This is a genomic window from Enterobacter asburiae (assembly GCF_008080435.1).
In the GTDB taxonomy this organism is placed as follows: Bacteria; Pseudomonadota; Gammaproteobacteria; order Enterobacterales; family Enterobacteriaceae; genus Enterobacter; species Enterobacter asburiae_C.
In genome coordinates this window covers 171,718-196,232 of the sequence record NZ_VRKN01000001.1, presented here as the reverse complement: position 1 = coordinate 196,232, position 24,515 = coordinate 171,718, and the positions used below count along the sequence as shown (strand labels likewise).

The 24,515-nt window shown below is 50.6% G+C and carries 25 protein-coding genes and 1 pseudogene; 13 read left to right on the top strand and 13 right to left on the bottom strand.

The genetic code is table 11. From position 1 onward, the window contains the following. Positions 1-67 precede the first annotated feature (67 nt). Positions 68-1,684, top strand: coding sequence for a peptide ABC transporter substrate-binding protein (locus FU672_RS00905; RefSeq protein ID WP_148241804.1), 1,617 nt, complete (start codon positions 68-70; stop codon positions 1,682-1,684). 94 nt (positions 1,685-1,778) lie between these two features. On the opposite strand, the gene FU672_RS00900 is transcribed toward FU672_RS00905, so the two are convergent. The 4 genes from FU672_RS00900 to FU672_RS00885 form a co-directional block, all read right to left on the bottom strand. Continuing rightward, positions 1,779-2,342, bottom strand: coding sequence for a DJ-1/PfpI family protein (locus FU672_RS00900; protein WP_074147325.1), 564 nt, complete (start codon positions 2,340-2,342; stop codon positions 1,779-1,781). A 221-nt stretch (positions 2,343-2,563) separates the two neighbouring features. Next, entirely contained in the window at positions 2,564-2,704 is a 141-nt protein-coding gene (locus tag FU672_RS00895; RefSeq protein ID WP_148241803.1) for an Ecr family regulatory small membrane protein, read from the bottom strand. Positions 2,705-2,778: 74 nt separating this feature from the next. Then, the gene (locus tag FU672_RS00890) at positions 2,779-4,011 is read right to left on the bottom strand and encodes a sensor domain-containing diguanylate cyclase (RefSeq protein ID WP_148241802.1); all 1,233 of its coding nucleotides are present in this window, start codon (positions 4,009-4,011) and stop codon (positions 2,779-2,781) included. Between the two features lie 92 nt (positions 4,012-4,103). After that, positions 4,104-6,233, bottom strand: a complete 2,130-nt coding sequence (locus FU672_RS00885; RefSeq protein ID WP_148241801.1) for a putative bifunctional diguanylate cyclase/phosphodiesterase — start codon at positions 6,231-6,233, stop codon at positions 4,104-4,106. A gap of 455 nt (positions 6,234-6,688) precedes the next feature. On the opposite strand from FU672_RS00885, the gene FU672_RS00880 reads away from it, so the two are divergent. From FU672_RS00880 to dbpA, 4 genes are all read left to right on the top strand, one after another. Then, positions 6,689-7,831 (top strand): methyl-accepting chemotaxis protein, encoded by a 1,143-nt coding sequence (locus FU672_RS00880; protein WP_148241800.1) that lies wholly within the window; start codon positions 6,689-6,691, stop codon positions 7,829-7,831. A gap of 244 nt (positions 7,832-8,075) precedes the next feature. After that, the gene (gene zntB / locus FU672_RS00875; protein WP_148241799.1) at positions 8,076-9,059 is read left to right on the top strand and encodes a zinc transporter ZntB; all 984 of its coding nucleotides are present in this window, start codon (positions 8,076-8,078) and stop codon (positions 9,057-9,059) included. Between the two features lie 273 nt (positions 9,060-9,332). Continuing rightward, positions 9,333-9,515 carry a proline-rich small protein YnaL gene (ynaL, locus tag FU672_RS25385; RefSeq protein WP_148242119.1) on the top strand — a complete coding sequence of 61 codons (183 nt, stop codon included), beginning with the start codon at positions 9,333-9,335 and terminating at the stop codon, positions 9,513-9,515. Between the two features lie 27 nt (positions 9,516-9,542). Beyond that, a complete protein-coding gene (dbpA, locus tag FU672_RS00865) occupies positions 9,543-10,916 on the top strand; it encodes an ATP-dependent RNA helicase DbpA (RefSeq protein ID WP_148241798.1) in 1,374 nt (457 codons plus the stop codon). A gap of 42 nt (positions 10,917-10,958) precedes the next feature. Here the strand turns inward: dbpA and ttcA are convergent, their stop codons facing one another. Both ttcA and FU672_RS25050 read right to left on the bottom strand, forming a co-directional pair. Next, entirely contained in the window at positions 10,959-11,894 is a 936-nt protein-coding gene (ttcA, locus tag FU672_RS00860; protein WP_148241797.1) for a tRNA 2-thiocytidine(32) synthetase TtcA, read from the bottom strand. Between the two features lie 35 nt (positions 11,895-11,929). Further along, positions 11,930-11,998, bottom strand: a pseudogene (locus FU672_RS25050) (hypothetical protein); the annotation flags it as partial. A 140-nt stretch (positions 11,999-12,138) separates the two neighbouring features. On the opposite strand from FU672_RS25050, the gene FU672_RS00855 reads away from it, so the two are divergent. Then, positions 12,139-12,459, top strand: coding sequence for a cupin domain-containing protein (locus FU672_RS00855; protein WP_148241796.1), 321 nt, complete (start codon positions 12,139-12,141; stop codon positions 12,457-12,459). A gap of 45 nt (positions 12,460-12,504) precedes the next feature. Here the strand turns inward: FU672_RS00855 and FU672_RS25420 are convergent, their stop codons facing one another. Together FU672_RS25420 and FU672_RS25045 are read right to left on the bottom strand one after the other, a co-directional pair. Next, positions 12,505-12,612 (bottom strand): YnaM/YnfT family protein, encoded by a 108-nt coding sequence (locus FU672_RS25420; protein WP_410053318.1) that lies wholly within the window; start codon positions 12,610-12,612, stop codon positions 12,505-12,507. Between the two features lie 360 nt (positions 12,613-12,972). After that, positions 12,973-13,200 carry a hypothetical protein gene (locus FU672_RS25045; protein ID WP_148241795.1) on the bottom strand — a complete coding sequence of 76 codons (228 nt, stop codon included), beginning with the start codon at positions 13,198-13,200 and terminating at the stop codon, positions 12,973-12,975. A gap of 142 nt (positions 13,201-13,342) precedes the next feature. Between FU672_RS25045 and FU672_RS24965 the strand changes: the two genes are divergently transcribed. Continuing rightward, complete coding sequence (locus FU672_RS24965) at positions 13,343-13,513, top strand: YnfU family zinc-binding protein (protein WP_316043716.1); 171 nt, start codon at positions 13,343-13,345, stop codon at positions 13,511-13,513. A 186-nt stretch (positions 13,514-13,699) separates the two neighbouring features. Here the strand turns inward: FU672_RS24965 and FU672_RS00845 are convergent, their stop codons facing one another. Beyond that, entirely contained in the window at positions 13,700-13,918 is a 219-nt protein-coding gene (locus FU672_RS00845; RefSeq protein WP_148241794.1) for a cold shock domain-containing protein, read from the bottom strand. 269 nt (positions 13,919-14,187) lie between these two features. Here FU672_RS00845 and cspF point away from each other — a divergent pair, with 269 nt between their 5' ends. The 5 genes from cspF (at position 14,188) to FU672_RS00820 (ending at position 17,984) form a co-directional block, all read left to right on the top strand. Next, entirely contained in the window at positions 14,188-14,400 is a 213-nt protein-coding gene (cspF, locus tag FU672_RS00840) for a cold shock-like protein CspF (RefSeq protein ID WP_148241793.1), read from the top strand. Between the two features lie 829 nt (positions 14,401-15,229). Then, positions 15,230-16,753, top strand: coding sequence for a cyclic di-3',5'-guanosine monophosphate phosphodiesterase PdeG (gene pdeG, locus FU672_RS00835; RefSeq protein WP_148241792.1), 1,524 nt, complete (start codon positions 15,230-15,232; stop codon positions 16,751-16,753). A 95-nt stretch (positions 16,754-16,848) separates the two neighbouring features. Further along, positions 16,849-17,196: a DUF1294 domain-containing protein gene (locus tag FU672_RS00830; protein WP_148242118.1), complete on the top strand. Its 348-nt coding sequence runs from the start codon at positions 16,849-16,851 to the stop codon at positions 17,194-17,196. Between the two features lie 100 nt (positions 17,197-17,296). Beyond that, complete coding sequence (locus FU672_RS00825) at positions 17,297-17,746, top strand: hypothetical protein (RefSeq protein WP_148241791.1); 450 nt, start codon at positions 17,297-17,299, stop codon at positions 17,744-17,746. 40 nt (positions 17,747-17,786) lie between these two features. Next, positions 17,787-17,984, top strand: a complete 198-nt coding sequence (locus tag FU672_RS00820; protein ID WP_023616678.1) for a hypothetical protein — start codon at positions 17,787-17,789, stop codon at positions 17,982-17,984. A gap of 155 nt (positions 17,985-18,139) precedes the next feature. Here the strand turns inward: FU672_RS00820 and FU672_RS25040 are convergent, their stop codons facing one another. From FU672_RS25040 to nifJ, 3 genes are all read right to left on the bottom strand, one after another. Beyond that, positions 18,140-18,265, bottom strand: coding sequence for a hypothetical protein (locus FU672_RS25040; protein WP_262348988.1), 126 nt, complete (start codon positions 18,263-18,265; stop codon positions 18,140-18,142). A gap of 148 nt (positions 18,266-18,413) precedes the next feature. Then, positions 18,414-19,523: a porin OmpC gene (gene ompC / locus FU672_RS00815; protein WP_148241790.1), complete on the bottom strand. Its 1,110-nt coding sequence runs from the start codon at positions 19,521-19,523 to the stop codon at positions 18,414-18,416. Positions 19,524-19,912: 389 nt separating this feature from the next. Further along, the gene (nifJ, locus tag FU672_RS00810; RefSeq protein WP_148241789.1) at positions 19,913-23,437 is read right to left on the bottom strand and encodes a pyruvate:ferredoxin (flavodoxin) oxidoreductase; all 3,525 of its coding nucleotides are present in this window, start codon (positions 23,435-23,437) and stop codon (positions 19,913-19,915) included. 271 nt (positions 23,438-23,708) lie between these two features. Between nifJ and FU672_RS00805 the strand changes: the two genes are divergently transcribed. Then, positions 23,709-23,975 (top strand): putative hemolysin, encoded by a 267-nt coding sequence (locus FU672_RS00805; RefSeq protein ID WP_032658293.1) that lies wholly within the window; start codon positions 23,709-23,711, stop codon positions 23,973-23,975. On the opposite strand, the gene hslJ is transcribed toward FU672_RS00805, so the two are convergent. Continuing rightward, positions 23,976-24,413, bottom strand: a complete 438-nt coding sequence (gene hslJ, locus FU672_RS00800) for a heat shock protein HslJ (RefSeq protein WP_148241788.1) — start codon at positions 24,411-24,413, stop codon at positions 23,976-23,978. It abuts the gene before it with no gap. Between the last annotated feature and the right edge of the window lie 102 nt (positions 24,414-24,515).

The window sequence follows — 24,515 nt, the reverse complement described above, 5'->3', positions numbered from 1 at the left end:
CATTTCTCTGTTTCGAAACAAATAATTACGCATCTGCTTGTTACCTGAATTCATTAAAGGGGATCTTATGAAGCATCCTGTTTCGCGTCTCTGTGCTGCACTGTACCTGTGCGGACTCTCTACACTCTCGTACGCTGCTGATGTGCCACAGGGCACGGTACTGGCGCAAAAACAGGAGCTGGTCAGGCATATTAAAGACGAACCGGCTTCGCTCGATCCGGCAAAAGCGGTGGGATTACCGGAGATTCAGGTGATTCGCGATCTTTTCGAAGGGCTGGTGAATCAGAACGAGAAGGGGGAACTGACCCCGGGCGTGGCGATGCGCTGGCAGAGCAACGATAACCGTATCTGGACGTTCACCCTGCGTGACAACGCGAAATGGTCTGACGGTACGCCCGTCACCTCGCAGGATTTTGTCTACAGCTGGCAGCGTCTCGTCGACCCGAAAACCACGTCTCCGTTTGCCTGGTTTGCGGCGCTGGCGGGTATCAACAACGCGCAGGCCATTATCGATGGCAAAGCGGCGCCAGATACCCTGGGCGTGACGGCGGTGGATGCCAGAACCTTACGCGTCCAGCTGGACAAACCGCTACCGTGGTTTAGCAACCTGACGGCAAACTTTGCCTTCTATCCGGTGCAAAAAGCGAACGTTGAAAGCGGTAAAGAGTGGACGCGTCCGGGCGCTCTGGTGGGCAATGGCGCATACGTCCTGAATGACCGCGTGGTGAATGAAAAACTGGTTGTCGTTCCGAATACTCATTACTGGGACAATGCGAAAACTGTCCTGCAAAAAGTGACTTTCATTCCGATTAATCAGGAATCGTCCGCCACTAAACGCTATCTGGCGGGGGATATTGATATCACCGAATCGTTCCCGAAAAACATGTATCAGAAGCTCCTGAAGGACATTCCGGGGCAGGTTTATACGCCGCCTCAGCTCGGGACCTATTACTATGCGTTTAACACGCAAAAGGGCCCGACGGCCGATGCCCGGGTTCGTCTTGCGCTGAGCATGACTATCGATCGTCGCATTATGGCCGAAAAGGTATTAGGTACCGGTGAGAAGCCGGCCTGGCATTTCACCCCTGACGTGACGGCGGGTTTCACCCCTGAACCTTCACCGTTCGAGCAGATGTCCCAGCAGGAGCTGAATGCTCAGGCGAAAACCTTGCTCCAGGCCGCAGGTTACGGTCCTCAGCGTCCGCTGAAGTTGACCCTGCTGTACAACACCTCGGAAAACCACCAGAAAATCGCCATTGCGGTGGCGTCAATGTGGAAGAAAAATCTCGGTGTGGATGTCAAACTGCAAAACCAGGAGTGGAAAACCTATATTGACAGCCGTAATACCGGCAATTTTGATGTGATCCGCGCATCATGGGTAGGCGATTACAACGAACCCTCGACGTTCCTGTCCCTGCTGACCTCAACCCACAGCGGCAATATCTCGCGTTTCAATGAACCGGCCTACGATAAAATTATCCACCAGGCGACGCTGGAAACCACGGCGAAAGCGCGTAATACGGATTACAACATGGCGGAGAAAATCCTCATGGAGAAAGCGCCCATCGCGCCAATTTATCAGTACACCAATGGTCGCCTGATTAAACCCTGGGTGAAAGGTTACCCCATCAATAACCCGGAAGACGTGGCGTATAGCCGGACAATGTATATTGAGAAGCACTGACGTTTAATGAGAACTGGCGCATTCTCGCGCCAGTTCTGCAATACGCGGTACCGCTTGCTTCATCCGCTATGAGTGGCCTGATGCCGGGCCTCTATTATTCTAACAATGCATTAAACTTCGCCAGCCACTGCGGATGCGCGGGCCAGGCGGGAGCCGTCACGAGGTTGCCGTCGACATGGGCCTGATCGATGCCGATAGTGGCGTAGTGTCCACCCGCGAGGCGTACCTCAGGTGCACAGGCCGGGTAGGCGCTACAGGTTCGTCCTTTCAGAATACCTGCGGCAGCAAGCAGCTGCGGGCCATGGCATACCGCAGCAATCGGTTTACGCGCCGCGTCAAATGCCTGCACCAGCTTTAACACGTCCTCATTTAGCCGCAGGTACTCGGGCGCTCTCCCGCCGGGGATGAGCAGCGCGTCGTAATCCTGTTCCTTTACGGTGGAAAAATCGGCGTTGAGGGTAAACCGGTGACCCGGTTTTTCGCTATAGGTCTGGGCGCCGTCAAAGTCATGAATTGCCGTCATGATGTAGTCGCCCTTCGGTTTATCGGGGCAGACCGCATCCACCTGATGACCAATCATCTGCAAAGCCTGAAAAGGCACCATGGTTTCGTAATCTTCGGCGTAATCGCCAACCAGCATCAGGATCTTCTTGCTCATCATTCCTCTCCTTTATCAATAAAGATGATTAAGATATAGCCTGGCGTGGCTAAATTGCCGGAAATAAAAAAGCCCGTCAGAGCACGGGCAACAAACATAAGCAAATGAATAAGTGATTCGTTATCAACGTTGTTGGAGGATAACGAGGTGTATCTTACGCGGCTGTCAGGAATGCAGATACCTGACAAATTCGGTAGGTGAAACAAGATATTAAACGTGCGTTACAGTACGTCGAAGGTCGGGTAGAGGCTATTTTCAAGAAACTCGACGAGATACCAGATCTCACCGCTAAAAATAAACCAGAAGCCAAATATAATAAGGAGCAAAATAATTAAGGTGAGTATTATTTCTGTTTTTCCCATTGCAGCTTAAACCCACCTGAAGCTAATTGATTCGAGGTGGGCATTGTAGCGGGGCTTTCCCGGATACTCCAGTTTCATGCAGCAAGGACTTTATTGCGTCCGTCATTTTTAGCGCGATACAGCGCATCGTCCACACGCTTAAACAGCTCATCAATACTCTCTCCCTGATCGTGTCGCGCCACGCCAATGCTGACGGTAAAGCGCGGTAAGCCCGGAATAATAATGCGGGCAACAGCTGCACGGATCGACTCGGCAATCTGCAACGCGGTATCGAGAGAGGTATGCGGCAGCAGGATGACGAACTCTTCGCCTCCCCAGCGGAACACCATGTCGTTCTCCCGACTACAGGCTTCCAGCGTTCGCGAGAGGGCGATAAGTACTTCATCACCTTTCAGATGACCGAACAGATCGTTAATGTTTTTGAAATGATCGGTATCCACCAGCAGCAGGCTAAATTGCTGTTGCGCAGGAAGATAATTGAGGTTGCTTTGATCGGTAATCGCATAGAACTGCCGCCGGTTGAGTAGCCCCGTCATGGAGTCACGTAACGCCGCATGTTCCAGCTTTTGTTCCAGCCTTTTTTGCTCGGTGATGTCGTGGATGATGCATAACATCAGCTTGTCACCATAGATCTCAATGGGCCCGGCATACGTCTGAACGTGGCGGGTGGATCCATCGGCAAGGCGGTGAACAAAATTGAGCGGCTTATGACCACCAGGCAGCGCGGCAATCGCAGTCATAACAGGCATCACATCTCGCCCCAGCGTATTGATTTCCCATGTATGTTTACTGCACATGTCATCATGTGAATAACCATAAAAATTGAGCGCGGCCAGATTCGCATCGACGATTTGGCCATCACGGGCAGGATCGATTAACAGCATCGGGGCGCTGTTGGTCAGAAAAAAACGCGCGTAAAAACCCTGCTTTTTTCGCCGGTAGGTGGCGGAACGGCTGGCCTTCAATCCTGAGAGTATTTGTGGGGCGATCCCCTCGAAAACAATCACATCTCCCCAAGGGGCGTAGTGGGCAAGCGAGAGACGACAGCTTAACGGCGTATCCTGTCCATCCCGTCTCATTGTCCAGATTTCGACGATCTCCTGCTCCGTTTTCAGTTCAGGTACATACATCGACAGGAGGGTTTGCGCACTGGCTGAATAAATCCCTTTGCGCAGGTCATCGAGCGTTTTATCCCCCATGACCAGCGTTGCGGCCACATTCGCAAAAATGATCTGTTCCGACACGGGTGAAATGAGCCACACGGGTGTTTTAATTACATTCAACGCATCAAAACAAGGTTGCGACATAGGCATTTCCTGTTCATAGGCACACAGTGGCTGACAATCATGACAGAATTGACTCGCGTGTACTCCTTTGAAACATACTCTACAAAATCCCGTCAGGCATGATTTTTTTGTGAAATAAATGCAGGGTCCGTTTGAATTTTATTAATGGGTATAATTTGCTTGTCGGAGTTTATTTGCAGAAGCAGCCACGGCACCTGTTCGGCAGGTAAGGGGCGGGAAAAAAGGTAACCCTGCAGATAATCGCAGCCGAGACGGGTGAGGACCGCCTGTTGTTCTTCCGTTTCGATCCCTTCTGCTACCACATTCATCTCCATGGTCCGGGCAATACTGATAATGGTTTCAACCAGCTTGTAGCTTTTTTCATTTTCCAGCATCGACGTCACGAAGCTTCTGTCGATCTTGAGTTCTTTTGCCGGAAGAACGCTCAGCATCAGAAGGTTGGAATAGCCCGTTCCAAAATCATCAATCGAGACGGTGATCCCCGCGTGATTAAACGCATTGAGCAGCTCAATGCTGCGGTCAAGATTTTTAAGCGCGGTGCTCTCCGTCACCTCAAGGATCAGCCTGGACGGAGACAAGTTATATTTTTCCAGCATCGACGATACGATATGGAAGATGTCCGGCTGTTCGAACTGGACGGGGGATAGGTTGAGCGACAACGTCCACTGGCTGAACCCTTGTTCAGTCCAGAAATGAAGCTGTCGGCATGCCGCTTCAATGGCCCAGTTACCTACCGGAATAATTAGGCCTGTTTGTTCCAGCGAGGGGATAAACAGATTAGGCAGTACAACGCCTTGCTCAGGATGACGCCAGCGCAATAGGGCTTCAAAACCATGAATGGTTTTCCCTTCCGCATGCCAGGTTGGCTGATACCACAGTTCAAACTGATCGCGTTCAAGCGCCTGAGAGAGCTGCTGCAGGAAACCGGGTTTCGCCGGGATCGCTGTTGACATCTCGGCCCGGTAAATCGCCCAGTCGTTGCGGCCATCTTCTTTGACATGATGTAAGGCTGCATCCGCCTTGAGTTTCAGCTCGTGCAGCGTTTCGCCATCCTGAGGATAGAGACTGACGCCCGCGCTGATCGTCGTGCTCAACGTATGTCCGCAGAGAGACAGAGGGCGCCGTACATCCCCGAGCAACGAGGTGAGCAGGGCGTTGAGTTTGTCGTCATCACATTCAGGCACCAGCAGGATAAAGGCGTCCCCTCCCAGCCTTGCCAGGGTCATCTCACGCGTGAGTCGGGCCGTGATGCGCTGCGCGACCGTGATCAACAACTCATCGCCGACGCTGTGACCCCACGTATCGTTAACACGTTTGAAGTGATCGACGTTCAGGAAAATAACCGCAAATGGCTTCTTGCTCAGCAGCGCGCTGCGCAGACAATCCTGCATGCGGAGATCCATCTGGTGGCGGTTTGCGAGCCCGGTGAGCGCGTCAAAGCGCGCCTGTAGCTCGAGCTGGCGGTTGAGCTGCTGCAGATTATCCGTCAGCCGGTTGGTGCGCCGGTGAGAATCGATAAGTGAGATGATTAACATCACGCCGAGCAGGCAGAGCGTGGTAACTGAAACCCAGATGGATAACCCCAGCTCGCCAATCCCTCCGGGGAGGGTATGCGCCATTTCCTGAAACTGCGCGGCACTCATGCCGGTATAGTGCATCGCACAAATCGCGGCGCCCATGACGAAGGCTGCGAGAATGCGATCGATAAAGACACCTTTGTGTTTATCCCGCAGACGGAACGCCAGCCACAGCGCCGTGCCGGAGGCAACAACGGCAATAACCATGGACAACGCCACAATGCGGCGATCCCAGATGATGCTGCCATCCAGCATCAGGGCAGCCATACCAATGTAGTGCATAGACACCACGCCAGCGCTCAGGATCACCGTGGCAAGGATCAGTCGCAAGGGAGAGCGTTTTTTGCCCGTGACAGCAATATTAAGGGCCGTGGTCGATGCAACCACCGCGACGCCCAGCGAGGCAAGGGTTAACCAGAGGTCGTAGCTCATCATCATGGGCATTTGCATCGACAGCATGCCGATAAAGTGCATCGACCAAATGCCAATGCCCAGCGTAACCCCACCGGCAATGCGCCAGAACAGGGCAGCCTTTCGGCTGGAAAGGGGGATCTTTCCGGCGCTGTCCAGCGCCACAAAGGAGGCGATAAACGCCACCAGATAAGAGATAGCGATTAACACAGGGTCCCACGATATATTGAGCATTATGCAATCCCACGCCTGAGAGGGTTACCGATTTCGCCTGCCGGGTACATCTGTATCGGGCAACGAACATGCGCATTCAAACCATATTAGTTATTTATCGTGAAAAATGACCAGTCATATTAATACTCTAAAACTTATTAAGAATATAAAATATATTCTCTGTTAATGTATTAAGCATTGCTAAACAAGAACGAATAACAGTAGCAAAGCTCCTTAAATATGAGGGCGATCGTATCGTCTCACCGCGGGCGATACTATCGCTTAACGTGGCTGGAGACCAGTATCACAGCATGCTGCGCAGAACATTTTCACTAATACGTTCTTTTTATCTGACTTAAGACAAATCTCAGGATGCTAACGGCGAAACCAAAAACAAGCGTCGTTTGCGATGAAAAACTTCTGAGCCGATGCTATAAGTCTTAATGCCGACCAAAATATAAAACGTGGATATTATCATGCTAAAAAATATTAGTGTCAGGACCTTTATTATTGGGTTCCTGTTATCTCTATTTTTGATAAGCGCAGGTGTCGTTGTTCTATTTTCCAGCAAAACCTCTCTCTTTATTTCGCTTAATGTCATCAACTTCGTTGCACTATTTTTGCTCTGGGTCTATATGACAAAGTATCTTGTGACGCCGATCAATACTGTGAAGAAAAGTATCGAAGAGGTGACAGCAGGCAACCTTGGCGTTTCTATCCCTGAATTTGGCAATAACTGTGCGGGCCGACTCATCCCAGGGATCAATAGCCTTTCCGGCAACATTGCGACGCTGGTACGCGAGATCAGGGCGTCATCGCAAACCGCCATGACCTTATCGGATCAACTCTCGGCACGTAGTGCTCAGCTTTCGGTGAAAACCGAGCAGCAGTCTGCGTCTTTAGTGCAAACCGCAGCGAGCATGGAGCAAATGGCCGCGAGTACCAAAAACAATGCCGATAACACCCGCCTGGCGAGCGAGCAGGCAAATGTGGCGACGTTACAGGCGCGCAAAGGGGGCGAGCTGATGGGGCAGGTCGCCAGCAATATGCAGTCCATTACCGAATGTACGCAGCAGATGACGGAGATTATTTCGTTGATTGACGGCATTGCGTTCCAGACGAATATCCTGGCGCTCAACGCAGCCGTTGAGGCGGCAAGGGCGGGCGATCATGGAAAGGGTTTTTCTGTCGTCGCGGAAGAAGTAAGACACCTTGCGCACCGCAGCGCAGAGGCCGCGAAGAATATCAAAACGCTGATTGACGTCACCAGCAGTAACGTCACGCAGGGGGCCAGCGTTGTGTCACAGGCAGAGACAAATATGCATGAAATCGTAACCGGCTCGGGGAATGTCAGCCGGTTGATGGACGACATTTCCGCATCGACGTCAGAGCAGGAGAAAGGGATTTCTCAGATCACCCTGGCGCTATCAGAGCTGGAGCGGGTCACGCAAAGCAACGTGGCAATGGCAGAAGAACTCAACGGTTCCTCTGATGTACTGCGCAATCAGGTGATTGAGCTGCAGGCCCGAACGCGTAATTTCAGACTCGCCCCGGGTACCTCTTCCTCATCACCTGGCGGCTCGCCATCTTTCCTTCAGCGGCCAGAGCACTCGCTCTGACAAAACCGCAATCATGTCGCTGCATTTCTTGCCGGGTGGCACTGCGCTTTCCCGGCCTACACTTTGCCACAATATCAATACATTACACCCTTCATTGTAGGCCCGTGCAAGCGTAGCGCCGCCGGGCGAAACGCACGGTATGTACATTTCCTGAACGATATCAGCGCGATGGGATACATAGTTGTTGCTTAACCCCTGATGAAAGCTAGACTGACACCGAAAGAGCTAAAAAGGTGGAGGCGCGGTGGAAAGCATTAAAGGATCTGAACTTAACGTTCCAGACGCAGTTTTTGCGTGGGTGCTGGATGGTCGCGGCGGTGCGCGACCGCTGGAAGACAATGATGTGATCGATAGTGCGCATCCCTGCTGGCTACATCTGAACTACACCCATACGGACAGCGCTGACTGGCTGGCCTCGACTCCACTCTTGCCTAACAATGTGCGCGATGCGCTGGCGGGTGAAAGCCTGCGGCCCCGCGTGAGCCGAATGGGTGACGGCACGTTGATCACCCTGCGCTGCATTAACGGCAGCACGGATGAACGCCCGGATCAGCTGGTTGCGATGCGTGTCTACATGGACGATGGGCTGATTGTCTCCACCCGACAGCGTAAAGTCCTCGCGCTGGATGACATCGTCAACGATCTGAAAGAGGGCACCGGACCGGTCGACTGCGGCAGCTGGCTGGTGGATGTCTGTGACGCCCTTACCGATCATGCGAGTGAATTTATTGAAGAACTGCACGACAAAATCATCGACCTGGAAGATAACCTGCTCGATCAGCAGATCCCACCGCGCGGTTTTCTGGCCTTGTTGCGTAAGCAGTTGATTGTGATGCGCCGCTATATGACGCCGCAGCGCGACGTGTATGCGCGTCTTGCCAGCGAAAGGCTCACCTGGATGAATGACGATCAGCGACGCAGAATGCAGGATATTGCCGACAGGCTGGGGCGCGGTCTGGATGAAATTGATTCCTGTATTGCCAGGACGGCAGTGATGGCGGACGAAATCGCGCAGGTGATGCAGGAGTCGCTGGCCAGAAGAACCTATACGATGTCCCTGATGGCGATGGTATTTTTACCCAGCACGTTTCTTACCGGATTGTTTGGCGTGAACCTGGGTGGAATTCCGGGTGGCGCTTATCGCTACGGCTTTACCGCGTTTTGCGTCATGTTAGTTGTTTTGATTGGTGGTGTTGCATGGTGGTTGCATCGTAGTAAATGGCTGTAAATTTACGCTTTTTTCAACTTTTACCGAGATCAAAACGCTCTTTTAATTGAGCGAAGTCAATAAACATCGACCCCGTAAGGTGCAATATTACTCCCGCAGGTGAATGCAACGTCAAGCGATGGGCGTTGCGCTCCATATTGTCTTACTTCCTTTTTTGAATTACTGCATAGCACAATTGATTCGTACGACGCCGACTTTATAGTCGGCTTTTTTTTGCATCCTGATTCGCAGCGTCTACCCTAAAAGGGACGACAGCAAATTCTGGAGGGAATGATGAGCATCCTGAACGCTCTGCTACTGCAACAATCGCGTCAATCCGATCCCATCCTTACCGATCCGGTGCCAATGCCCGATCCCATCCCGCGTCCGCAGCCGATGCCCGACCCGCCGCCAGATGAAGAACCGATTAAATTGTCGCATCGGACCGCGAGATCTGCGAGGATACGCGCCATCTGACCGCAAAGATGACCACGAGAGACTACTGTGACCGCTTTTTCTACCCTGAATGTTCTGCCCGCCGCCCAACTCGATAACCTCAACGAGTTGGGATACCTCACGATGACGCCTGTTCAGGCGGCCGCCTTGCCCGCCATCCTTGAGGGCCGTGACGTGCGCGTACAGGCGAAAACGGGCAGCGGGAAAACAGCGGCATTTGGCCTTGGCCTGTTGCAGCATATCGATGCGGCGCTTTTTCAGACCCAGTCTCTGGTGCTGTGCCCGACCCGCGAGCTGGCAGACCAGGTTGCGGGTGAACTGCGTCGCCTGGCGCGTTTCCTGCCCAACACCAAGATTTTAACCCTCTGTGGCGGACAACCGTTCGGTGCGCAGCGTGATTCACTCCAGCATGCGCCGCACATTATTGTCGCCACACCCGGCCGCCTGCTGGATCACCTGCAAAAAGGCACCGTCTCGCTGGATGCATTACAAACGCTGGTGATGGATGAGGCTGATCGGATGCTGGATATGGGCTTCAGCGATGCGATTGACGATGTGATCCGTTTCGCACCGGCCGATCGTCAGACGCTGCTGTTCTCTGCGACCTGGCCGGAAGCTATCGCCGCCATCAGCGGGCGAGTGCAAAAAAATCCACTCACCATTGAAATCGACAGCGTAGATGCGCTGCCCGCCATCGAGCAGCAGTTCTTTGAAACCTCGCAGCAGGGGAAAATCCCGCTCCTGCAGAAATTGCTGAGCCAGCATCAGCCTGCATCCTGCGTGGTGTTTTGTAATACCAAAAAAGACTGTCAGTCGGTCTGTGATGCCCTCAATGCCGCCGGGCAGAGCGCATTGTCGCTGCATGGCGATCTGGAACAGCGCGATCGCGATCAGACGCTGGTCCGTTTCGCTAACGGCAGCGCCCGTGTTCTTGTCGCAACCGACGTCGCTGCGCGCGGTCTGGATATTAAATCCCTTGAGCTGGTGGTGAACTATGAGCTGGCGTGGGATCCTGAAGTGCATGTGCACCGTATTGGCCGTACCGCACGTGCCGGGAACAGCGGTCTGGCTATCAGCCTCTGTGCACCGGAAGAGGCGCAGCGCGCCAATATTCTCTCTGAGATACTGCAGATTAAGCTGAACTGGATGAATGCACCGGCCAGCGTCAGCCTCGTGCCACTGGAGGCCGAAATGGCGACGCTGTGCATTGATGGCGGTAAAAAAGCCAAGATGCGTCCAGGTGACGTATTAGGTGCGCTGACCGGGGATATAGGTCTGGACGGCGCGGATATCGGTAAGATTGCGGTCCATCCGGCGCATGTCTACGTAGCGGTTCGCCAGGCAGTTGCCCATAAGGCATGGAAGCAGCTGCAAAACGGGAAAATTAAGGGTAAAACCTGTCGCGTACGCCTGCTAAAATAAAGAATGAAGCGTCTCAGAAGGTGTTTCTGAGACGCTCATCTCTTACTTCACTTCAAGCACGTTCAGACGCAACTCTTCAAACTGATTATCATCTTCTTCCGGCTGCCAGCCAGCTGGCTGCATGGGAATATCTTCCCGGTCAAACGCCAGGTCACCGCCATTCACCACGTCTGATTCATGGTTGATGCCTTTAAAGTCGAAGAGATTTACATCCGCGAGATGGGAAGGAACGACGTTCTGCATCGCGCTAAACATGGTTTCGATACGACCCGGATAACGCTTATCCCAGTCGCGCAGCATGTCGCCAATCACCTGACGCTGCAGGTTCGGCTGAGAGCCGCAAAGGTTACATGGAATGATCGGGAATCCTTTAGCCTGAGAAAAACGCTCAATGTCTTTTTCACGGCAGTAGGCCAGCGGGCGGATCACAATGTGTTTGCCGTCATCGCTCATCAGTTTAGGCGGCATGCCTTTCATCTTGCCGCCGTAGAACATGTTGAGGAACAGCGTTTGCAGGATATCGTCGCGGTGATGTCCCAGTGCAATTTTGGTCGCGCCCAGCTCCGTTGCGGTACGATACAGAATGCCACGGCGCAGACGAGAGCAAAGTGAGCAGGTGGTTTTCCCTTCCGGAATTTTTTCTTTCACAATGCCGTAGGTATTTTCTTCGACGATTTTGTACTCAACGCCCAGCTTCTCGAGGTATTCCGGCAGAATGTGCTCCGGGAAACCCGGCTGTTTCTGGTCAAGGTTGACCGCCACCAGGGAAAAATTCACCGGTGCACTTTGCTGAAGATTACGCAGGATCTCCAGCATGGTGTAGCTGTCTTTACCCCCTGACAGGCAAACCATGATGCGATCGCCTTCTTCAATCATGTTGAAGTCTGCAATGGCTTCGCCCACGTTACGGCGCAGTCGCTTTTGCAGTTTATTCAGGTTGTATTGCTCTTTTTTGTTAATCTCTTGATTCTCTTGCATTTAGTACTACCTTCGGAGCCAGCAGGGGCAAAAATTGTATGCCGCGTATGGTACGGATTCCGGCGGCGAATACCAGCACGTTTTACTGCGGGGTTGTATCTGGCGTTGCAGCGCTGTCAGCGTGCGCTGTGATTTCAAGACCTCATTAGCATCTTACTCGTCCTGGTTTTCCATATTTGTTATATGACGGCTGGGAACTTATATGGCATAAGAGCGTTAAACGAACATCAAAAGGAATGACGTTATGTCGCTTTATGACCTCAAAACCGAAGCACATGCATTACCGAAGACCTGGCACTCTCATGTATTAGGCCGCGTTGGAACTGCGAATCTCAAAGTTTTACGAATGGATGAACGCTCAGTAATTGAAGAGGTACATGAGTACGACGAGGGGTTACTGGTCATTGATGGACGTCTGGAGCTGAGCGTGAAAGGTAAAAAAATCTCTGTAACGTCTGGACAGCTTTATGTAGCCAAGGCTGGCACTCCCCACACTGTAGAGACAGGCAGTTTTGGCACACTGGTCATCATAGATTTACCAGAAACGGAAGTGGCCTCACTTTAAGCGGTTTGTGATAAAAATTATTAAAAATAATGGATTGCGATGAGGTCAAAGATTGTCAGGGTTGTTCGACGTGCTGATCCAAACTTTGATTAGACTCAACGTTATCAACCCCATAACGACGGCAACAGTAGTTACTATAATATAAGATGTCATGAATAATTTTTCCTGTTAAGAGTCTTCATTTGACTCATTTTATCTGCACTAGTTCCTGAAAAGAGGAAAATTTTATTGAAAAGAAGTTTCGTGTTTTAGTTTGTGGTGTGCGAATTAAAGTTGGGGATGTGTAATTGCTGGATTTTAAAAAAAATGCCTGCATTTAGCAGGCTTTAAAAGTAAGACATTTTTATTATTTTAATTCAAAAGATAAAGCCTAAAGACACTCGCTAAAAATATTGCGATTTGTACTGAGGTTTTACTTTTCCTTTTGTTAAGTGGCAGGGATGACAGTTATTAGATCAACCCAGAATTAATGACATGAAAACCGAAACCTGCTGGTTTAGCCAGGGAAGCATATCACAAGTGGAGTTTTGCGGCATCAAGTATCTTCTTAGAGGTGAGTTCTCTATCAGAGGCAACATAGACAAAGCTGTGATCTCCGGTTAAAGACGGGAAACCAGCAGACATAATCTGAAGGTGTATTTCTTCACCGTCCGGATACTCCTGCCTTACGGACGTAGTTCTTTGTTGTACTGTGACAACTTTACTCGGTTTCCCATTGAAAAAAACGATTACATTCTTCATAAACCACCCGTGTTTTTTTGCGAATTTCCAAAACAATACTTGCAATAGAGTTGCATTGCTTTGTGTTTTTGGGACCTTTCGAAAACTAAAGCAAGCATTTTTAAGCTTTAACGTGTATTGTGGCAGTCCTTAAAATCAGGAGATGCCTATGTCTGGACGTAAAAATGCACAATTCCGTCGAAATCATTTAGTCAAATGTCCATGTCCAAATTGTTCTAAAGATTCAGAGCATAGTTTTAATCGCGTGCAAAAGGGCGCTCAACTTGTCTGCCCTTACTGCAATGCTTTGTTTAAATCTACTCAACGATTCTAAATCAAAGTAGCTGCCAAAAGAGTTCGCTTTTACTTTTAGACCATTCATGCAGCAGTTCTGCACTTCATCACATCGGTTAGCACACTCGTTAAAAAATATGCTGGCTATTGATTAGAATAACAGCCATATTATCCAGGGCCCGTCTACTCAGGAAACCTTTCTGGTAATCACGGGCCATTGATAATATTATCTATCTAAAAGCATGACATTTGCAGCTGCAGGGCCTTTATCGCCGCTTAAAATGGCAAATTCGACTTTCTGACCTTCAAATAGTGTCTTAAAACTATCTCCCTGGAGGGCAGAGAAATGAACAAAAACATCTTTACTGCCATCCAGTGGGGAGATAAAACCAAAACCTTTATCTTCATTAAACCACTTAACCAAACCTTGAATTCTTGAAGACATAAATGCTCCTTTTAAATACTCTTTGAATGATAAGAAATGACTGAAACGTATGGACTCAAAAGGAGGGGATATCAGCGATAGCGCCTGGTTATGAGGACTGCCTGGTAAAATATTGTATTCGGTATTGCATCGAACCAACTAAATCATTAAGGCACGGACTGAGTTGATAAGCAAATGTTATTTTAGCCATCTGGGTGGCTACTTAAAGAGGGTTAGCTAAAATAAATATTTCCTGTATAGTTGACGTTCGATTACTACAAGGAAATTATTTGTCTCGTAAAATGACAGGAATTGTCAAAAGTTTTGACTTCAAAAGCGGAAAAGGTTTTATCAGTCCCTCTGATGGCCGAAAAGATGTTGTTCTACATATCTCTGCATTAAATAATAGTGAAAATCAATCGTTAAAACCAGGCGTTCGCGTTGAATTTTATCGCATAAATGGGCTCAGTGGCCCGATGGCGGCTAACATATTTCTTTCTTGAAATATGGTTGATATGAAACTCATCTGGAAAAAGCACAAGTCCTAAACGGTTTGGGATTTGATATCTATTGGTTCTATTCATTCCCCCCCTTGATTTTTAACACCCCCTGTGCGTCCATTTCCATGCGCGTTTCGGTGATAAAACCCGTGTCCGGCTGTCATCAATATCGGAAAGACAGGCGCAAATTTAGGGGCGAAAGCATGAAAAAGGGTTGCGCACACTGATCGTGTGAATATATTTTGATTAGGCTATGTGTGTGGTGAATCCCACCCGATCGGTGGAGGTCTGGTTAACGGCTATCTGCAGATATGCGCGGCGTATACATCAGCGATGTGTCACCGGGATGCAACCAGCACTACGCTTTTTCTTAAAATTTTATCCCATTGGAAGGGTTTAACGTGTTCAAGCTTAATTCATCTTTACTGGCCATTTTCCTGCTTACAGGTTGTAGTTCTGATCTGGTTCTCAGTCCACCTAAACAACCCGAGTACAAGTCTATGCCAGAAATAACCCAGTCTGTGACGCCATCACAACAGCGTGCAATCATGGCTGGCGAGAGGCCTGACTGGTCAGAAAGAACGCCAGTCAACACCCCAAAGCGCTATTAATAAAAACGTATCAGCAGGGCTGCCATTCGGTGGCCTTTCATGTTTCCCCTCGATTATATCGTTTATTGCGCCATGGGAGCAGACCAACGATTCTGGTTTGAACGAAAATTTACCACACCCGACATGGTAATTATTACGTTATCTACCATGATTAAGACGATGACAATTCAATCACTTCAGCATCATTGAAGCGGTAAGTTCACTCTAATCGAGAACCCTAAATGCGCCATGCATCTATCCCTGTAGCTGCAGCCACGGCAATATTTTTGCTGGGCGTTTTTATCATCAATTTACAGGTTTGGTATTCTGCACGCGCTGACAGCCTTGCAGGGGCGCACTATGTCGTGCGGAACATGAATGTCATTCTTACAGAAGCCCGTCATGCGACTCAGATGGCGATGCAACTTGCTGAGAATGAGTGTGATGCGGAAGGACAATATCGGCTAGGCACTGAGGCTGCATTACAGCCTCACCTGAGAACGATCGTTATTCTGAAAAAGGATGCAGTCTGGTGCTCTTCTTTACCGGGAAACCGCGTGTTGCTGGTCAACAGTTCAGTGCTACCAGCATCACCATTGCTACTCGTCCCTGCGGGAAGTACCGTCAACGGCCTACCCATTCTCTTATACCAGACAAATCACGCCGGAAGCCGAATCATCGTTAGCATCAGCGACAGTCATATCCGGGATGCACTGGATATGCCATTAAATGGTGTTGAATATTCACTCAGAGTAGGCAATACCGTTTTGGGCCTGTCAGGCGATGTGGCGACGGTAGACCTTTCGCAGAAAGGGATATTGACTGTAAAAGCCTCTAATTATCCTTTCGAGATACAGTTTAACTCTCCAGTCCTTTTCAGCCTTAAGAGATTGTTCAATCGAGCCGGAGGTGTGGTGTTATTCCTGCTGATAATATCGTCTCTTTCTGCTTATATACTTCAGCGATATTTGTCAAAGGATGTTTCACCAGAAGAGTCACTGCGCAACGCCATTTACAGAAATGAAATTACTCCGTATTACCAACCGGTTGTTAGCGGCAAGGAGGGAACCTTGCGAGGTGTGGAAGTGCTGGCCAGATGGAAACATCCACAGTCAGGGTTTATTTCTCCCGCATCCTTCATTCCTCTCGCTGAAAAATCGGGTTTAATTATTCCTCTGACTCAGAGCTTAATGAAACAGGTTGCAAAACAAATGAATTCTATTTCTACATTGCTGCCAGAAGGGTTTCATGTAGGGATTAACTTCAGCGCTTCTCATATCGTTGCGTCCACCTTTGTTGAAGAGTGTCTCCACTACAAACACAGTTTTATTCAACAGGATCTTAATCTTGTTATTGAGGTAACCGAGCGCGAACCGCTCCACATCGATGAACATCTCGTCAGGACGCTGAATGAACTGCATAACAACGGATTTGCCATTGCGCTGGATGATTTTGGCACGGGATATTCCGGTCTTTCCTACCTGCAAGATCTGCATATTGATTACATCAAAATCGACCAAAGCTTTGTTGCCAGGGTTAACGCCAATGAGGACTCAACCCTGATCCTTGATTCGGTACTGGAGTTGGCAAAAAAACTTTCAATTAGTATTGTGGCGGAAGGTGTTGAAACACAAGAGCAACTTGATTACCTCATCCGCAATGACATCCGGTTTTTACAGGGGTTCTTCTTCTACAAACCCGTTCCTTTTAAGGAGCTGATCAAAGTGCTCTTGTCGAAGCCTAAAGTTAAAGTGAGGGTGGAATGAGGTTTAAACGGCTATCAGCGTTTCTGCCTGAAACATGCCTAAGATAGCGTATAATGCGTCTTCCAAAACCGCTCAACAACCCAGTGACTCATGCAATGACCCTCAATCGCTTTTGCTACTTACTCCTGATGTTCGCTGCGATCGGCAGCCTTCTGACCTCGAATCCTGTGGTCATGTGGTTTCTGGTGATCAATGTGCTGACGATGGTCATATATGGCGCCGATAAAATGGCGGCGCGTAAGGGGATGCGAAGAGTTCCGGAAGCGACGTTGCTGGTCTTTGGCGTGACAGGAGGCTGGCCTGGCGCCATTGCGGGCCAGCAACTCTTTCGGCATAAAACCCAAAAGCAGCCCTTTAAAACCTACTTTTTCATCAGCATCGTGGTCAGTATCGCTATGATGACGGCGGTTTACCATTTTTCTTCTTATTTGCCTTTATATTAATTCCTCCGTCACTGCCAATAGTAGTAGGACTATTCTTAAGGGGTTGCTGTTTTTTGCACAATCTGAATAATACGTGCAACAACACGGACGACAACATCCCATGAAAATAGAATCTATTATACTGGCAGTGCTGGTGGTCTTTTCTGCGCCTTCCTGGTCTGCTTTTCAGGAGCGGGAATATAACACCTGGTATATAAAAAATGCGGTCCTTTATGATATGACTCAGACTTCCGAAGGTTTCCCGGTCATGGTGAGTGTCTCCCAGCCAGGGAGAAAATCCGCTAATTTGCTGGTGTCATATATTACCGAAGGCCGCTGTGGTGAGAACAATCCGCCGCTTAATGTGAATGGTAAAGTGCTGCCCGCCAAATATTATTGTGTTCAGGTAGGACAGAACAGAATTGAACATTTTTCAGTAGTTGATGCGGACAGCGTCAATGGCATGGTGACGCATTTGAAATCCGATTTCACTATTCTCCTGCAAAACGATATCAAGATTTGGGCTGCAAATATCAAAACGCCCAAATATGGTTTGACGCCGCGTTTTTAAAAATCCTGCTACGCTTGTTGGTTGTACCAGGAGCATGAGCATGATGAACAAAGATGAACAAACCGGATTAGTGGGGCTGGCGATTGGGGCCGCCGTTATTGGGCTGGTTTCAGCGCAGAAACCGATCCATCGCAACAGTATTGTCGATGAACTTGTCAGGCTCGGCAGGCAAAAAGGCGATGGTGTAGAAGACGAGGTTTTCGTGAAAGCCGCCGAGCTGGTAAGAAAAGGGGTATAGCCAATGGCTGAAAGACGTAATGCGAAGTGCCATTGCGGGGCGGTGGTGTTCACCGTTGAGTTCACTGATGGCTTAAACCCGTGAAAAAATAACGCCACATATGCGTATTCTCGCCACCGGCACTGCTGGTGGCTTTTTGTTTCCAGGGAACACGATTAACCGCCATCCAGGTGGTTTAACACAGTGCCGAGATGCCCGACAATATCACCAAAATCAAAAATTAACGCCATCCACAGCAATCCTAAAAGGGCAAGTACGGCAAGGGATACACGACCAAACAATGCTGTTATCCTTAGTGACGAAAGGGCTATCACCTGAGTTTAACCGGCTTTCTTTCAACTTACCCTCAACCAACCCCTTTCTGAAACTGTCTTTTGTGACGGACTTCAAAAAAAAATCGAGCCCGCATCATGATGCGGGCTCTGACAATCAGAACTGGTAAACCAGACCTAACGCGACGACATCATCCGTGCCAATGCCGTTGTTTTTGTAGAAGCTGTCATCTTCATCCAGCAGGTTGATTTTGTAATCAACGTAGGTGGACATGTTTTTATTGAAGTAGTAGGTCGCGCCAACGTCAGCGTATTTAACCAGATCCTGATCGCCCTGACCGTTGCCCAGGTCCTTACCTTTAGACTGCAGGTAGGAAAGGGACGGACGCAGGCCAAAATCGAACTGGTACTGCGCGGTTACTTCGAAGTTCTGGGTTTTATTCGCTACGGCGTCGGTGTTATCGCCATACGGTGTCATATTGCGGGTTTCAGAATACATTGCCGCCAGATAGATATTATTGGCATCGTATTTCAGGCCTGCTGTCCATGCATCCGCTTTGTCACCACCTGCGGTGGTATTCATCACCTGCTCGTTAGTACGGTCAGAAGAGGTGTAGGCTGCACCCGCAGTAATACCCATGCCGAAGTCATAGGTGGTAGAGATACCGAAGCCGTCACCGTTCTCGTGACGCGTGTCGCGGCCGTTGTTGGTGCCTTCCTGGTTGTTGCTGGCGTCTTCATTCTTGCCCTGATACTGCAGCGCAAAGTTCAGACCCTGCACCAGACCATAGAAGTCGGTGTTACGGTAGGTTGCCACGCCGTTGGCGCGCCCGGTCATGAAGTTATCGGCTTTGGTGTAGGAGTCGCCACCGAACTCAGGCAGCATATCAGTCCAGCCTTCTACGTCGTACAAGACACCATAGTTACGACCGTAATCGAAGGAACCGTAATCACCCACCTTCACACCGGCGAAGGCCAGACGCGTCCAGGACTGGTTATCAGAGCCTTCGGTGTTATTGGCCTGAATATTGTATTCCCACTGCGCATAGCCGGTCATCATGTTGTTGATCTGCGTTTCGCCTTTGAAACCCAGACGCATGTAGGTTTGATCCCCGTCAGCGCCTTTATCATCGGAGAAGTAGTGCAGACCATCTACTTTTCCGTACAGATCTAATTTGTTGCCGTCTTTGTTATAAATTTCTGCTGCATGCGCAGCGCCAGCCATTAACAGAGCCGGAATCACTAGGGCCAGTACTTTTCTTTGCATTGTAATATTCCTTTGCGGTTGTTTTTATTTAATTACCTGTTGAACTTTCAGAATGAGAAAGTTGTCTCATGCTAAATCACTCCTGTGTAAGAGTAATAAAATATAATTGTTACGAACTAAGTAAAATCTAAACCGAATAAATCAGCGGAAATGATCATTGGTTTGATGAATGATTTAAAGGTAAGTATATTAAATTGAAATTATTAATCAGGCGTTAATTAAGGTAATATTGCTGGCGTTATATGCCTTTAAGATGTTTCATCCATAATTAACGTGAATGCTATTAAGGAAACGAAATAGATATTCATTGATTATCTGGATTCGCCCGGTGTGAATGCGCCGGGCTTTTTTTATGGCAAAAAAATGCCCGGCCAGGCCGGGCAGAGGAGCTAGTCGCTGGTCGGTTTTTCGGCTTTACCCGCCATTTGCGCCAGGAAGTCATAACGTTTTTGCAGGTCAGCAGCGGCATCTTTCCAGAGCTGTTCGGCCACTTCCGGCTGCTGCGCGTTAAGGCGACGGAAGCGTTGTTCCTGCATTAGCGTCTCGGCCAGGGCATCTGACGGCGGACGCGAATCCAGCGCCAGCGGTAATTTACCCTCGTCAGTACGACGCGGGTCGAACCGGTACAGTGGCCAGAAGCCGGTCGCGGTCAGCTGTCGCATTTGATCGTGGCTGAGTGCCAGATCGTAGCCATGTTCTTCGCAAGGGCTGTAGGCAATGATCAGCGACGGGCCAGGATACGCTTCCGCTTCCTGAATCGCTTTCACCGTCTGGTTAAGCTGTGCACCCAGCGAGATTTGCGCGACGTAAACGTGACCGTACATCATCATGCTCACACCGAGATCTTTGCGCGCCTTGCGTTTACCGTGTTCGCCGAATTTCGTCACAGCGCCTAACGGCGTAGCTTTCGACGCCTGGCCGCCGGTATTGGAATAGCACTGTGTGTCCAGAACCAGGATGTTGACGTTTTCGGTCAGGCTCAACACGTGATCCAGTCCGCCAAAGCCGATGTCGTAAGCCCAGCCGTCACCGCCAATCAGCCAAATTGATTTTTCGACCAGGGCGTCAGCGTCGGTCAGCAGCTGTTCAGCCCCCGCCACACCCTGAAGCGCGCGACGCAGCTCAGCAACCTGCTCACGACGTTCTTCTGGCGTCGCGTCCGCATGAAGCGCGTCATTGAGCTCAGCCGGTATCTGCCCGGCAAACTGTTCCAGCAGGCGCATCACGCGTGCGCGGTGCTGGTCGACGGTCAGGCGGAAGCCCAGGCCGAATTCGGCGTTATCCTCGAATAACGAGTTTGCCCACGCCGGACCGCGACCATGCGCATCGGTGGTGTAGGGGGTGGAAGGCAGATTACCGCCATAAATTGAGGAACAGCCGGTTGCGTTGGCAATCAACATCCGGTCGCCGTACAGCTGGGTAAGCAGCTTAATATACGGTGTTTCACCACATCCTGAGCAGGCACCAGAGTATTCAAACAGCGGCGTGATCAGCTGTGACGTACGAATATCAATACGTTCCAGTTTGCTGCGATCGATTTCCGGCAGATTCAGGAAGAAGTCATAATTGACCTTCTCCTCTTCAACGTGCTCCAGACGCGACATCATATTGATGGCTTTGATCTCCGGATCCTGCCTGTCTTTCGCCGGACAGACCTCGACGCACAGGTTACAGCCGGTGCAATCTTCCGGCGCGACCTGCAAAACGTATTTCTGTCCGCGCATATCACGAGATTTCACATCCAGGGAATGCAGGCTGGCCGGCGCGTCTGCCATCTCTTCCGGTGACACCACTTTGGCTCGAATGGCAGAGTGCGGGCAGGCCGCAACGCAGTGGTTGCACTGGGTACACAGCTCTTCTTTCCAGATGGGGATCGCTTCGGCAATGTTACGTTTTTCCCAGCGCGTGGTGCCCATCGGCCAGGTGCCATCCGGCGGTAGCGCAGAGACGGGCAGAGCATCACCCAGACCGGCCAGCATCGCCGCCGTCACGGTCTTAACGAAATCAGGCGCCGCATCGGACACCACCGGAGGACGATTCGGACTTGCGGCATTCACCGGCTGCAGCGGTACCTCAAACAGCGATTCGCGAGCCAGCGCCAGGGCCTGCCAGTTTCGCTCGACCAGTTCCTGGCCCTTGCTGCTGTAGCTTTTGGCAATCGCGCCCTGCAGTTCCACCAGCGCGCTGTCGCCCGGCAGGATATTGGTCAGATGGAAGAAGGCCATTTGCATAACGGTATTAATACGCGCAGCCAGGCCACATTCGCGGGCAATTTTTGCGGCGTTGACCACATAGAAACGGGCTTTTTTCTGGTTCAGCACCGCCTGAACTTCTTGCGGCAAGCGCCCCCAGACTTCGTCTGCGCTGTAGGGCGTATTGAGGAGGAAAATACCGCCGGGTTTCAGGCGCTCAGCCATCTGGTATTTATCGATAAACTGCAGCTGGTGGCAGCCAACAAAATCAGCCTGAGAAATAAGATACGCTGAGCGGATGGGCTGTTCGCTCACGCGCAGGTGGGAAACGGTCAGACCGCCTGCTTTTTTGGAGTCGTAAACGAAGTACCCCTGGGCGTACCACGGCGTTGAGTTGCCGATGATTTTGATGTTGTTTTTGGTCGCGGAGACGCTGCCGTCGCTGCCCAGACCATAGAACAGCGCCTCAAGTTTGGCGGTCGAGGGCAGGGTATTTTCTGGCAACGACAGGGACAGGTTAGTCACATCATCATAAATGCCGACGGTAAAGCGCGGCTTGGGTTTCGCTTCGCTTAACTCGTTGAATACCGCCAGCACGCAGTCCGGCCCAAACTCCTTGGAGGACAAACCATAACGTCCGCCGATCACGCGCGGTAGCGTTTCTCGTTCGCCCTGATTAAAGGCTTCTGCCAGGGCAGTCATCACATCCAGATAGAGGGGTTCCGCCTGTGCGCCCGGCTCTTTAGTGCGATCGAGCACCGCCACAGCGCGCGCGCTTTCAGGTAGTGCCGAGAGCAGATGTTTAGCCGAGAACGGGCGATAGAGACGCACTTTAAGCACGCCAACTTTTTCACCGCGCGTCAGCAGCTCGTCAACCACCTCTTCACAGGTCCCAATGGCTGACCCCATCAGCACAATTACCCGTTCCGCCTGCGGATGGCCGTAGTACTCAAACGGTTTGTACTCCCGGCCAGTCGCGGCGGCAAAGTCACTCATCGCTTTTTCAACGTGGTCGTAAACCGCGTTGTACCAGGGGTTTGTGGCTTCGCGGGACTGGAAATAAGTATCCGGGTTCGCCGATGTTCCACGAATAACCGGATGTTCCGGGTTAAGGGCCCGGGCGCGATGCGCGTCGATTTCCGCCTGCGGCAGAAGTTTCAGGATAGTATCGTCAGCCAGCGGGACGATTTTGTTGATTTCGTGAGAGGTGCGGAAACCATCAAAAAAGTGAATAAATGGCACGCGGCTTTTGAGCGTGGCGATATGCGAAATTAAGGCAAAGTCCTGTGCTTCCTGCACGCTGCTGGCACATAGCATCGCACAACCGGTCTGGCGCACGGCCATCACGTCAGAGTGATCGCCGAAGATAGAGAGCGCGTGGGTGGCAACGGTACGCGCAGCAACGTGCAGAACGAAGGGCGTCAGTTGACCGGCGAGTTTGTACAGCGTTGGGATCATTAACAACAATCCCTGAGAGGAGGTAAACGACGTGGAAAGCGCGCCGGTCTGAAGCGCACCGTGTACCGTGGCAATCGCACCGGCCTCGGACTGCATTTCAACCACTCTCGGGACATCGCCCCAGACGTTTTTTAAGCCGTTACCAGCCCAGGCATCCGCCTGCTCAGCCATGGTAGAACTTGGCGTAATCGGGTAGATGGCGATAACTTCGCTGGTGCGAAACGCGACTGAGGCAACTGCACCATTACCGTCAATAGTTTGCATAGGACAACACCCTTACATTGCGCAAAAAATAGGGGTCTGTATTACGGCGACAAACCCTGAATATTATCTGTGTATTCTAGCAAATGGGGGATTTTACGATTTTCGCTTTTGTGTCCTCGGTATTCTCGCCATCAATGAGTAGATCAAACTTTTGGCGAAAAAATTGCGAGAAATTGTTTCTGGAGCGCATAAATACGCACTTCCGCTCTCGACGACACGGGATGTGATGCCTATTATGCATAGGTTTCGCATTATTCATGGGGGAGAGAGCATGCGCTCAGCATTTTTGGTAGGGTGTGCCGCATTATTGTTGTCGGCATGTAGCAGTGAACCAGTCCAGCAGGCAACGGCAGCCCACGTGGCGCCGGGAATGAAAGCGGCGATGTCCAGCTCAGGTCAGGCCAACTGCGCAATGATTGGCGGTTCGCTGTCTGTCGCCCGCCAGCTTGATGGTTCTGCTATTGGGATGTGCGCCTTGCCAAACGGCAAACGCTGTAGTGAACAGTCGCTTGCCGTTGGAAGCTGCGGTAACTACTGATTATTCTGCACGCTTAAACATCAGCGTTTTATCGGCTGTCGCCAGCGTTAACTGGTCCTCAGTCAGGTCGACCTGCGCCCCTTTGCGCAGCATGTCGCCAATGGCCTGATCCAGCTCATTCAGCTGAGGTTCAGTACAGAGCTTGCGCGTCATGGCCAGCGTTTTAACCTTAAGCTCGCCTTCGGACAATTTCCCCTGTCCGTTGAAGCGGTTACACATCTGGCCAGAAACGCTGATGTTATTAACCAGGCTGATATCTGGCAGCGCGCTAAAACTGATCTCAGGTTGCGTTGTCGCAGTCTTCACGGCCTTACCGTTTACATTTTCCAGCACAAAGCGGTGGTTTTTAAGCTGCTCCGGCTGAACGGAGGCTTTACCCGGATTAACGCAGCCGGTAAGGACAAGACTAATAACACTTAACGCAATGAGCTTTTTCATTTTTCTTCTCAAACTATAAATACTGTGAATCTTTTCCAGTGTAACGATACTCTGCCGTGCGTTAATGGGGTTTATCTGAAAGTGCGGGGGAGAGGTACCGGG

Coding starts and splice junctions, on each gene's coding strand:
- ttcA (WP_148241797.1), bottom strand. CDS start 11,894: ATGCAAGAGAATCAAGAGATTAACAAAAAAGAGCAATACAACCTGAAT.
- FU672_RS00885 (WP_148241801.1), bottom strand. CDS start 6,233: ATGCTCAATATATCGTGGGACCCTGTGTTAATCGCTATCTCTTATCTG.
- FU672_RS00825 (WP_148241791.1), top strand. CDS start 17,297: ATGAAAATAGAATCTATTATACTGGCAGTGCTGGTGGTCTTTTCTGCG.
- FU672_RS00895 (WP_148241803.1), bottom strand. CDS start 2,704: ATGGGAAAAACAGAAATAATACTCACCTTAATTATTTTGCTCCTTATT.
- FU672_RS00900 (WP_074147325.1), bottom strand. CDS start 2,342: ATGAGCAAGAAGATCCTGATGCTGGTTGGCGATTACGCCGAAGATTAC.
- FU672_RS00820 (WP_023616678.1), top strand. CDS start 17,787: ATGATGAACAAAGATGAACAAACCGGATTAGTGGGGCTGGCGATTGGG.
- FU672_RS00805 (WP_032658293.1), top strand. CDS start 23,709: ATGCGCTCAGCATTTTTGGTAGGGTGTGCCGCATTATTGTTGTCGGCA.
- FU672_RS24965 (WP_316043716.1), top strand. CDS start 13,343: ATGCCTATGTCTGGACGTAAAAATGCACAATTCCGTCGAAATCATTTA.
- FU672_RS00880 (WP_148241800.1), top strand. CDS start 6,689: ATGCTAAAAAATATTAGTGTCAGGACCTTTATTATTGGGTTCCTGTTA.
- ompC (WP_148241790.1), bottom strand. CDS start 19,523: ATGCAAAGAAAAGTACTGGCCCTAGTGATTCCGGCTCTGTTAATGGCT.
- FU672_RS00905 (WP_148241804.1), top strand. CDS start 68: ATGAAGCATCCTGTTTCGCGTCTCTGTGCTGCACTGTACCTGTGCGGA.
- FU672_RS00830 (WP_148242118.1), top strand. CDS start 16,849: ATGACCCTCAATCGCTTTTGCTACTTACTCCTGATGTTCGCTGCGATC.
- hslJ (WP_148241788.1), bottom strand. CDS start 24,413: ATGAAAAAGCTCATTGCGTTAAGTGTTATTAGTCTTGTCCTTACCGGC.
- FU672_RS25420 (WP_410053318.1), bottom strand. CDS start 12,612: ATGACATCTTATATTATAGTAACTACTGTTGCCGTCGTTATGGGGTTG.
- FU672_RS00845 (WP_148241794.1), bottom strand. CDS start 13,918: ATGTCTTCAAGAATTCAAGGTTTGGTTAAGTGGTTTAATGAAGATAAA.
- FU672_RS25045 (WP_148241795.1), bottom strand. CDS start 13,200: ATGAAGAATGTAATCGTTTTTTTCAATGGGAAACCGAGTAAAGTTGTC.
- FU672_RS00890 (WP_148241802.1), bottom strand. CDS start 4,011: ATGTCGCAACCTTGTTTTGATGCGTTGAATGTAATTAAAACACCCGTG.
- ynaL (WP_148242119.1), top strand. CDS start 9,333: ATGAGCATCCTGAACGCTCTGCTACTGCAACAATCGCGTCAATCCGAT.
- nifJ (WP_148241789.1), bottom strand. CDS start 23,437: ATGCAAACTATTGACGGTAATGGTGCAGTTGCCTCAGTCGCGTTTCGC.
- FU672_RS00855 (WP_148241796.1), top strand. CDS start 12,139: ATGTCGCTTTATGACCTCAAAACCGAAGCACATGCATTACCGAAGACC.
- pdeG (WP_148241792.1), top strand. CDS start 15,230: ATGCGCCATGCATCTATCCCTGTAGCTGCAGCCACGGCAATATTTTTG.